The organism is Nocardia bhagyanarayanae (assembly GCF_006716565.1).
Classification (GTDB): domain Bacteria; phylum Actinomycetota; class Actinomycetes; order Mycobacteriales; family Mycobacteriaceae; genus Nocardia; species Nocardia bhagyanarayanae.
In genome coordinates this window covers 3,822,614-3,833,090 of record NZ_VFPG01000001.1, presented here as the reverse complement: position 1 = coordinate 3,833,090, position 10,477 = coordinate 3,822,614, and the positions used below count along the sequence as shown (strand labels likewise).

Here is a 10,477-nt window from a genome sequence, read left to right as displayed (position 1 = left end):
GGTGCGACGCGAACCGACGCGGCACACGGTGCTGTCGCCGTGCGTGGGTAGAATTCGTGCCGACGAAGGGGTAACAGGTGAAGGATCTGGTCGACACCACGGAGATGTACCTCCGTACCATCTACGACCTCGAGGAGGAGGGCGTGGTGCCCCTGCGCGCCCGGATCGCCGAGCGCCTCGAGCAGAGCGGCCCGACCGTGAGCCAGACGGTCGCGCGCATGGAGCGCGACGGGCTGCTGCTCGTCGCGGGCGATCGCCATCTCGAGCTCACCGAGAAGGGCCGCAGCATGGCCGTCGCGGTGATGCGCAAGCACCGCCTCGCCGAACGGCTTCTGGTCGACATCATCGGCCTGGACTGGCAGAACGTGCACGCCGAGGCGTGCCGCTGGGAGCACGTGATGAGCGAGGACGTCGAGCGGCGTCTCGTCGAGGTGCTCAACCACCCCACCACCTCGCCCTACGGCAACCCCATCCCCGGCCTCGACGAGCTGGGCATCACCGCGCCCGTCGCGGTCGAGGAGACCCTGGTCCGGCTCTCCGATCTGCCGCACGGCCCGGTGCACGCGGTCGTCGTGCGCCGCCTGGCCGAGCACATCCAGACCGATCCCGAGGTCATCGGCCAGCTGCGCGAGGCCGGCGTGGTGCCCGACGCGCGTGTGACCGTCGAGACCAAGCCCGGTTCCGTGGTCATCAGCGTGCCCGGCCACGACAGCGGCTTCGAGCTGTCGGACGAAATGGCCCACGCCGTCCAGGTGAAGCTGGTCTGATCCGTGAAACTTCTGGTCACGGGTGGCGCGGGATACGTCGGGGGAGTCTGCGCGCAGGTGCTGCTGGAGGACGGCCACGAGGTGGTCGTCGTCGACGATCTGTCCACCGGTAACGCCGACGGCGTCCCGTCCGGTGCGCGCTTCGTCGAGGGCGATGTCGCCGAGGCCGCGCCCGCACTGCTGCGCGGCGAAACCTTCGACGGCGTCCTGCATTTCGCCGCGCAATCGCTGGTCGGCGAATCGGTGCAGCAGCCGGAGAAGTACTGGCACGGCAATGTCGTGAAGACGCTGGAGCTGCTCGAGGCCATGCGGCTGACGCGCACGCCGCGCCTGGTGTTCTCCTCGACCGCCGCGGTGTACGGCGAACCCGAGCAGGTGCCGATCACCGAGGACGCGCCGACCCGGCCGACCAACCCCTACGGCGCGTCGAAGCTCGCCATCGATCACGCGATCACCTCCTATTCGATCGCGCACGGCTTGGCCGCGACCAGCCTGCGGTATTTCAACGTCGCGGGCGCCTACGGCGGGCTCGGCGAGAACCGCGTGGTCGAAACGCATCTCATTCCGCTCGTGCTGCAGGTCGCGCTCGGCCACCGCAAGGCCATCTCCGTCTTCGGCACCGACTGGCCGACTCCCGACGGCACCGCGGTGCGCGATTACATCCACATCCGCGATCTCGCCGAGGCCCACCTGCTGGCCCTGCGCTCGGCCGAGGCGGGCGAGCACCGCGTCTACAACCTCGGCAGCGGCGCGGGATTCTCGGTGCGCGAGGTGATTTCGGCGTGCGAGCGCGTCACCGGACTGCCCATCGCCGCGCAGGACGCGCCGCGCCGTCCCGGCGATCCGGCCACGCTGATCGCCTCCAGCGAACGGGCGATCGGCGAACTCGGCTGGCGGCCCGAACACAACGATCTCGACGAGATCGTGGCCGATGCCTGGGAGTTCCTGCGCTCGCTGGGTGAGCGCGCGCACAGCGCGAAGTAGCCGCTCGACGCATCGAAGTCGCGGCCGCGGCGAGGCATCGGCGCACCTCATCGGACCACAGGCGCGCCGCCTCATCGGACGACAGGTCCGAGGTCGACGCCCAGCCAAGCCGCGGCGTCGTAGCCGCTGCGGGCGAGCCTGCGCAACTGCTCGGGGCGCATGCCCGCGCGCAGCGAGGTTTCCAGCAGTATCGCCATCGCGTTGCCCGGATCGGCCTCCAACGCCGCCTCCAAGGCGATGCCCGCGAACGGTCCGTCGCCCCGGAAGTAGGCGCTGTAGCCGAGCAAGGCCGCGCTCTCCGCACGGTCCCGACCTGAGGGCAGACCGCGCACGAGGGTCAGCCACAGCCGTTCCGCGGCCGCCGCGTGATCGGAGGCGGCCAGCGCGAACATCGCGTCGCGCACCACCCGATCACGCAGTGCGGCAACGACTTCCGCGATCTCCGGTGCTGCTAGCACGGCGCCGGATTCGATGTTGGCGACCTGCCACAGCACGCGTTCCAGCGCACGCCTGCGATAGCCGGTGACGTCGTCGTGCCGCACCGCCCTGGCGAACCGGTCCCTGGCCACCGCGACAGCGCTGTCGAGTTGGACACCGACCTCCGCGCACAGCGCCGGGTCGGCGGCCACCCGCTCGGTGAGCTCCGCGCGGGAGCGCAGGATCGGCCGGCCGTCCAGCACATGCGCCAGCGCCACCGTGGACGCGCTCGGGTCGGGCACCGTGCCACGGTCCGACCCGTCCAGCAAACTCCACCACGGTCGGTTCTCCTCGATCGCGGTCACCGCCCACGCGCTACCGACCCGGATGCCGTCGGCGCCCAGCCGCTTGGCCAGCGCGGCGATCAACGCCCCCGGCGGCGAACCACGCCGCCCGCGCCCCGCCTTCCCGAGCGGTCCGCCGAGCCGGTCGTCGACGACCACGGCGAGTGTCTCCGTCGCCCGCTCGGCGGCGCAGATCTGCCCGATGAGCTCCGCGAACGACCCGACGAGACCGCGACGCGCGCCGACCGGCTCGAGATCGAACCGCAGCACCGCGGCGATCCCGTGGCTCGCGCCCGGCTCCGCAGGACCGAGCACCGCGACGATTAGCGAGCGATGCGGATAGAACCCCACCATGGCCGGCAGCGCGGCGATCAGTTCGCCGGGATCGTCCACCCGCAGCGGTCGCGCCGAGTAACCGGCGCGGTACAGCGGTGACGGCTGTGCGAGCACCGCGCTCGGCCCCGGATCGTCGTGGTTCCCGGTCCGGCGGGTTCGCGAGCCGACGGCGGACGGCCGCAGACACAATCGCCGCTGCGGCGGCCGCCAGTGCGCTGGCCCCGGCGGATGCTCGGAACGCACCGGGTCGCCCGGAGGGCGGCCGGGCGGATCGACGGGTTCGCTGCCCTCGCCGCCGCGCCGGGCGCCCGCGCCGAGCGGCGGATTCGCTGAAGTCGTCATGCCGCCATACTGCGCACCGCCCCGCCGGCCGCCGATCGTCCGACCTGCGCGAACAGTTCCCCTGTGGACAACCGGCAGCCTGTGCACGAAGCACGGCGACAGCCCCACCCGGCGGCACCGATTGTCGGACCGGGCGAGTAGGCGTCCCTTTCGACCGTTCCATTCCCATAGACAGCGCGAATCACGAAGCACCAACAGGGTTTTCGCGATCTCGGCGGGGGTCATGACTGCTGAGTTCGCGCGCACGGCAGCGACTTGGCCGGAGAACGCCGCCTACGCCTCGCGGACCTTCCGCACCGACGTGGTGAACAGCTCGTCCAGCGCCGTGGTGTCCGGCGGCGCGTCGCTGAACGTCATGTAGGTCACGGCGATTCGCACATCGCCCACCTGCCCGATCAGCGTCCGCATGGTCTGTGTCAGGCCGGGCCCGCCGACGTCGGGGGCGACGGTGCGGCGCAGCGCCAGCGTGTCGTCGGCGTCGAGGGGCGGCGGCGGATCCAGCTCGGTCGACACCGTCGTGATCGCCCCGGCCCTGGCCACCCGCATCTCGCCGCAGCGAAGCACCTGTTCGCGCAGCGTGGACAGCGGCTGCCTGGTCCGGATGAGCTCGACGGTGAGCGTGGCGCGGGACGTCTCGTCCGTGCCGACCGCGATGGCGGTGTGGTCGGGGCCGAACTGCTGTTCGGCGGGGGCGCACCCCTCCGGCCGTACGGTCGCGCCGCGGATCACGCCGCTCAGGTCCCCCGCCGCCTGGGCCGCCGCCTCCGGGGGCAGCACCACCGCGGGATAGCGCGCCGGGAACTGCGCCGGTTCGGGCAACAGCGTGGTCAATCCGGCGTCGATATGCCGCACGGTCGATGGCCGTGCCGCGACGGGCTGTCCGGTCACGGTGGATCCGCACCCGGCGAGCAGCAGCGCGCACGCGGCCACCGCGCAGGCGCCGATCGCGCGCGTGCGTCCCGTCGATCCCGGCCCAGTCACACCGCCCACTGTGCCAAAAGCATGTTCGGGATTCCCGCGCCACGCCGACCGCCGCGCGCGACTCGAGCGCCGCCGGACTGATTTCGCCGTAACCGGTGTCACCCGTCGCGACGAGGGAATACAGGTACCTACCCGGTGGGGAATGCCGGGCGTTCGAGCGATGTTGGCTCGTTCTATGGGTCGGTGTCCGCACCGTGCGCGGTGCGTGTCATCGCCATGGGGGACAATGGACATGGGTTCCCCGCGGTGCTGCCCTCGATCGGCCGCCGCGGTGGACCGCGCAGGAAGGAGTGACGCGATGGACTACGAGTCGCGAATGTACGAGCTGGAGTTCCCCGCTCCGCAGTTGTCGTCCGCCGACGGCGCGGGTCCGGTCCTCGTACACGGGCTGGAGGGCTTTACCGACGCCGGGCACGCCGTCCGCCTGGCCACGACGCACCTGCGCGAAAGCCTGGAAAGCGAACTGGTCGCCTCGTTCGACGTCGACGAACTGCTGGACTACCGCTCCCGCCGTCCGCTGATGACGTTCAAAACCGATCATTTCGCCGATTACGCCGAACCCGAGCTGAACCTGTGGGCGCTGCGCGACACCGCGGGCACCCCGTTCCTGTTGCTCTCCGGTCTGGAGCCGGATCTGCGCTGGGAGAAGTTCACCACCGCGGTGCGGCTGCTCGCCGAACAGCTCGGCGTGCGCCGCAGCATCGGCCTGAGCGCGATTCCGATGGCGATTCCGCACACCCGCCCGCTGGGTGTCACCGCGCATTCCTCGGATCGCGACCTGATCTCCGATCACCAGCGCTGGCCCGGGGAATTGCAGGTGCCGGGTAGCGCGTCGTCGCTGCTGGAGTTCCGGATGGCTCAGCACGGACACGAGTCGGTCGGCTTCTCGGTGCACGTGCCGCACTATCTCGCCCAGACCGCCTACCCGGAGGCCGCGCAGACGCTGCTCGAGAACGTCGCCGAGAACGCGGGCCTGGAGCTGCCGCTCGCCGCGCTGGGCGAGGCGGCGGCGCGCGTCCGCGAGCAGGTCAACGAGCACATCTCGGGCAACTCCGAGGTCGAGACGGTGGTGCAGGCGCTGGAGCGCCAGTACGACAGCTTCGTCACCTCCCAGGAGCGCCAGTCCAGCCTGCTGGCCGGTGACGGCGAGCTGCCGAGCGGTGACGAACTGGGCGCCGAGTTCGAGCGTTTCCTCGCCGAGCAGGGCGGCTACGACGGCGACAACACCTGACGTGGGCGCTACCGAGCGCCCATCGCGGTGACGACCTCGGCGAGGCCTGCCCTAAGCTGGTCGGAGTGGATCTGACCGAACTGCTCGACATTCCAGGAACCGACGCCGACGCGCTCTACGAGTCGTTCGGCATGTGGGCCGCCGAGCAGGGCACGCCGCTGTATCCCGCGCAGGACGAGGCGCTGCTGGAGCTGGCGTCCGGATCGCACGTCATCCTGGCCACACCCACCGGTTCCGGCAAATCGCTGGTGGCGGTCGGCGCGCATCTTTTCGCGCTGACCCGCGGGCAGCGCACCTACTACACCGCCCCGATCAAGGCCCTGGTCAGCGAGAAGTTCTTCGCGCTGTGCGAGGTGTTCGGCGCCGACAAGGTGGGCATGGTCACCGGCGACGCGTCGGTGAACGCCGACGCGCCCATCATCTGCGCCACCGCCGAGATCCTGGCCAATCTGGCGCTGCGCGAGGGCGCGGACGCCGAGGTCGGCCAGGTGGTCATGGACGAGTTCCACTTCTACGCCGACCCGGACCGCGGCTGGGCCTGGCAGGTGCCGCTGCTCGAGCTGCCGCGCGCGCAGTTCCTGCTGATGTCGGCGACCCTGGGCGAGGTCGACTTCTTCGCCCGCGACCTGGAGCGCCGCACCGGCCGCGGGACCGCGATCGTGGCGGGCACCGAACGCCCGGTGCCGCTGAGCTTTTCGTATGTGCGCACGCCCATCACCGAGACCTTGGAGGAGCTGGTCACCACCCACCAGGCCCCCGTCTACGTGGTGCACTTCACCCAGGCCGCGGCGCTGGAGCGGGCACAGGCGCTGACCAGCGTGAACTTCGCCACCCGCGCGGAGAAGGACGCCATCGCCGCGGCGATCGGCGATTTCCGCTTCGCCGCGGGCTTCGGCAAGACCCTGTCCCGGTTGATCCGGCACGGCATCGGCGTGCACCACGCGGGCATGCTGCCGAAATACCGTCGGCTGGTGGAGCGGCTCGCCCAGGACGGGCTGCTGAAGGTGGTGTGCGGCACCGACACGCTCGGCGTCGGTATCAACGTCCCGATCCGTACCGTGCTGCTGACCGGACTGACCAAGTTCGACGGCGTGCGCACTCGCAGGCTCAAGGCCCGCGAGTTCCATCAGATCGCGGGGCGGGCCGGACGGGCGGGCTTCGACACCATGGGCACCGTGGTGGTGCAGGCGCCCGAGCACGAAGTGGAGAACGCCAGGCTGCTCGCCAAGGCGGGCGACGATCCCAAGAAGCAGCGCAAGGTGCAGCGCCGAAAGCCGCCGGAGGGTTTCGTCTCCTGGAGCGAGGAGACCTTCGACCGTTTGGTGGCGGCGCAGCCGGAGCCGATGGTGTCGCGGTTCAACGTCACCAACGCGATGCTGCTCAACGTGATCGCCCGGCCTGGCAACTGTTTTCAGGCCATGCGCCATCTGCTCGAGGACAACCACGAGCCGCGCCCCGCGCAGCGCAGGCACATCCTGCGCGCGATCCGCCTCTACCGCGCACTGCGCGACGCCGGGGTGGTGCAGCAGCGGCCCGAGCCCGACGCCACCGGCCGCTACGCCCGCCTCACCGTCGACCTGCAACGCGATTTCGCCCTCGACCAGCCGCTCTCGCCCTTCGCGCTGGCCGCGCTCGAGCTGCTGGACCGCGACTCCCCCGGCTACACCCTCGACGTGGTCTCGCTCATCGAGTCGACCCTGGAAGACCCCCGCCAGCTGCTGATGGCCCAGCAGCACAAGGCGCGCGGCGAGGCCGTCGCGGAGATGAAGGCCGACGGCATCGACTACGACGAGCGCATGGAGCTGCTCGAGGAAGTCAGCTGGCCCAAGCCGCTGGCCGAATTGATCGAACCCGCCTACGAGACCTATCGCGCGGGACACCCGTGGGTCTCGGAGTTCGCGCCCTCCCCCAAGTCGGTGGTGCGCGACATGATCGAGCGCTCGATGACCTTCGCCGAACTCATCTCGCACTACGAGCTGGCCCGTTCGGAGGGCGTCGTGCTGCGCTACCTGGCCGACGCCTACCGCGCGCTGCGCCGCACCGTGCCCGACGCGGCACGCACCGAGGACCTCGACGACCTCACCGAGTGGCTGGGAGAGCTTGTCCGGCAAGTGGATTCGAGTCTGCTCGACGAATGGGAGCAGCTGACCAGCCCGGGTGCGGAGAACGACGCCGAACAGGTGGCCTTCGGCGCGGAGACAATCCGCCCGATCTCCGCCAACGAGCGCGCCTTCCGCGTGATGGTGCGCAACGCCATGTTCCGCCGCGTCGAACTGGCCGCACTGCGGCGCTGGGACGATCTGGCCGCACTCGGCACCGGCCCGGACTGGGCGAACGAACTGGCCCCCTACTTCGCGGAATACGAGCGCATCGGCACCGGCCCCGACGCGCGGGGTCCCCAGCTGTTCCAGATCGAGCAGCGACCCGGCTTCTGGCACGTGCGCCAGGTCCTCGACGACCCCGCGGGCGACCACGGCTGGTCGTTCGAGGCTGTGGTCGATCTCGCCGCGTCCGACGCTGCGGGCGAGGTGGTGTTCGACGAGGTCACGGTGTCCGAAGGGTAGGCGGGCAGCCCCTGCTCGAATACGGGTTTCAACGGATTCGTATCTGGGTAGGGGCCGCTGATACTCTCTCCGCTGCTGCCCACGCGAAAGATCAACTATGCCCGAATCTCCGTACCTTGTCATCCACTCCGAGCGAGTTCGCGAAAATTACCGCGCGCTCGATGCCGCCGTCGCCGTCCGCGGTGACGACAAGGCCCGCATTCGCTTCGCGGTGAAGGCGAGCCCGGTGCCGGAGTTGATCACTCTGCTCGATGCCGAGGGCGCGGAATTCGACGTAGCGAGCATCGGCGAGATCGAGCTGTGCCTCGGCCTCGGGGTGGCGCCGGAGAAACTCTGCTACGGCAACCCGATCAAGAAGGCCGCCGACATCGCCCGCGCCTACGCCGAGGGCGTGCGCCGCTACGCCTTCGACACCGAGGACGACCTGCTGCGCATCGTGGAGCACGCCCCGGGTTCGGAGGTCGAGTGCCGCTTCCTGGCCGCCACGCCCGCCTCGCAGACGCCGTTCGGCACGAAGTTCGGCTGCTCGCCCGCGGAGGCGCTGCGCCTGCTGGTGCGCGCCCGCGATCTGGGGCTGGTCGTGGCCGGGCCCTACTTCCACGTCGGCTCCCAGCAGCTGGATCCCGCGGCGTGGCGGATCGGCATCCAGCAGGCCGGTGAGATCGCGGAAGCGTTGGCCGCCAAGGACATTCACATCACTTCGGTGAATATCGGCGGTGGGCTGCCGATCTCCTACGCCGAGGCCGCCCCCGCGCTCGGCGAGATCGCCGCGGTCGTGAACGCCGCCGCCGCCGAATTCCTGCCCGAGACCGCCGGACTGGTCGTCGAACCCGGTCGCGCACTGGTCGGCAACGCGGGCACCATTCACGCCGAGGTCGTCGGCGTCCGCATCGCGCCGGACGGACGGCGCTGGGTGTATCTCGACATCGGCCGCTACAACGGAATGGCCGAGACCGAGAACGAGTACATCGCCTACCGGTTCGTGACAGAACGCGACGGAGACCCCGTCGACGAGGCGGTGGTCGCCGGTCCTACCTGCGACGGCGACGATGTACTGTATCAACGCACACGGGTCCTTCTGCCGACCACGTTGCGAGCCGGTGATCGCATCACCATCCTCGACACCGGCGCCTATACCGCGAGCTATTCGTCGGTGTCCTTCAATGGTTTTCCGCCCTTGACCGTTCATGTCTCGGGCGCTGAGCGAGAGTGAGTTTGCCTATGACGGCGGAATTCACCGGCTGGCATGTGCTGGCCGAGTTCGGTGGTGTCGACGCAGATCTCTGCGACGATCTCGAACGACTCGAATCGGCGTTGCGTGAGTCTCTGATCGCGGCGGGCGTCACCATCTGCGATGTCGTTCACAAGAAGTTCGATCCGCAGGGGGTGACCGTCCTCGCGCTGTTGTCGGAGTCCCACGCCTCGATTCACACTTATCCGGAGTCCGGCGACATCTTCGTCGACGTCTTCACCTGCGGCAGCATCGGCGCGGGCGCGACGAAGGCCGTCGAGATGTTGCGGGACAAGCTGTCTCCCAAAGACGTTCGCATGAAGGTCATCCAGCGGGGACACGGTGCGCAGAAGATCGAGGAGCCGGTCGGCGCGGGCCTGACCCGGATCTGGGATCTGCACGACGTGATCGTCGACACCAATACTCCGTTCCAGCACATGGTCATCGCGCGCACCGAACAGGGCATCAGCCTGTTCTCCGACGACGACCGGCAGTCCACCGAGTTCTCCCAGCTGACCTACCACGAGGCGATGATGGTGCCCGCCTTCGTGCTGGCCGAGAAGCTGGACAACGTGCTGATCATCGGCTCCGGCGAGGGCGTCGCGAGCCAGATGTCGGTGGCCGCGGGCGCCACCCACGTCGACCACGTCGACATCGACCAGCTCGAGGTCGAGCTGTGCGCCCAGCACCTGCCCTACGGCTACACGACCGAGGAACTCGCCGCGGCGGTCGCGGGCGAGGGCCCGATCACGGTGCACTACGCCGACGGCTGGGATTTCCTGGCCAACGCGCAGCAGGCCGGCACCCGCTACGACGTCATCGTGATCGATCTGCCCGACGAGCGGGTCGAGGACGCGCAGCACAACCGGCTCTACGAGTCGGAGTTCCTGTCCCGATGTCGGGCCCTGCTCGCGCCGGGTGGTGTGCTCAGCGCACAGGCGGGCTGCGCGACGATGTGGCGCAACGAGACTCTCGAGCGGTCCTGGAAGCGCTTCCACGAGCAGTTCGGCACGGTCGTGCACTACGGCAGCGACGAACACGAGTGGTCGTTCTTGTTCGGGCTGGTCGACTCCATCGCGGACCCGGTGCCCGGCATGATCGACCGCCTGGCCACCCTGCCCTACCGCCCGGAAACCATCGACGGTCGCGCCCTGGTACGCGGCGCCATCGAACCGCACGCACTGCGCGCGGCCAGGTAGGCCCGGCCCGAGAACGCCGAATCGCATCGGCGCCAAGGAGTTTCGACATCCTCGGCGCCGGTGCGATTCGTCTTTTCAGGC

General features: G+C 69.7%; 8 protein-coding genes. 6 read left to right on the top strand and 2 right to left on the bottom strand.

All coding sequences use genetic code 11. The annotated features are described in order from the left end of the window. Positions 1-77: 77 nt before the first annotated feature. Complete coding sequence (locus tag FB390_RS16345) at positions 78-767, top strand: iron-dependent transcriptional repressor DtxR (protein ID WP_141809707.1); 690 nt, start codon at positions 78-80, stop codon at positions 765-767. 3 nt (positions 768-770) lie between these two features. Next, positions 771-1,751 (top strand): UDP-glucose 4-epimerase GalE, encoded by a 981-nt coding sequence (gene galE / locus FB390_RS16340; RefSeq protein ID WP_141809706.1) that lies wholly within the window; start codon positions 771-773, stop codon positions 1,749-1,751. A 71-nt stretch (positions 1,752-1,822) separates the two neighbouring features. On the opposite strand, the gene FB390_RS16335 is transcribed toward galE, so the two are convergent. Together FB390_RS16335 and FB390_RS16330 are read right to left on the bottom strand one after the other, a co-directional pair. Next, positions 1,823-3,190 (bottom strand): DUF4192 domain-containing protein, encoded by a 1,368-nt coding sequence (locus tag FB390_RS16335; protein WP_221639282.1) that lies wholly within the window; start codon positions 3,188-3,190, stop codon positions 1,823-1,825. A gap of 273 nt (positions 3,191-3,463) precedes the next feature. Then, on the bottom strand, positions 3,464-4,171 hold the full coding sequence (locus FB390_RS16330; protein ID WP_246124051.1) for a sensor domain-containing protein: 708 nt from the start codon (positions 4,169-4,171) through the stop codon (positions 3,464-3,466). Between the two features lie 298 nt (positions 4,172-4,469). Here FB390_RS16330 and FB390_RS16325 point away from each other — a divergent pair, with 298 nt between their 5' ends. The 4 genes from FB390_RS16325 to speD all read left to right on the top strand — a co-directional run bounded on the left by FB390_RS16325 (position 4,470) and on the right by speD (position 10,396). Beyond that, entirely contained in the window at positions 4,470-5,402 is a 933-nt protein-coding gene (locus FB390_RS16325) for a PAC2 family protein (RefSeq protein ID WP_141809705.1), read from the top strand. A gap of 65 nt (positions 5,403-5,467) precedes the next feature. Then, positions 5,468-7,966 carry a DEAD/DEAH box helicase gene (locus FB390_RS16320; protein WP_141809704.1) on the top strand — a complete coding sequence of 833 codons (2,499 nt, stop codon included), beginning with the start codon at positions 5,468-5,470 and terminating at the stop codon, positions 7,964-7,966. Between the two features lie 97 nt (positions 7,967-8,063). Next, positions 8,064-9,179 carry a type III PLP-dependent enzyme gene (locus FB390_RS16315; protein ID WP_141809703.1) on the top strand — a complete coding sequence of 372 codons (1,116 nt, stop codon included), beginning with the start codon at positions 8,064-8,066 and terminating at the stop codon, positions 9,177-9,179. An 8-nt stretch (positions 9,180-9,187) separates the two neighbouring features. After that, positions 9,188-10,396: an adenosylmethionine decarboxylase gene (speD, locus tag FB390_RS16310; protein ID WP_141809702.1), complete on the top strand. Its 1,209-nt coding sequence runs from the start codon at positions 9,188-9,190 to the stop codon at positions 10,394-10,396. Positions 10,397-10,477: the final 81 nt, after the last annotated feature.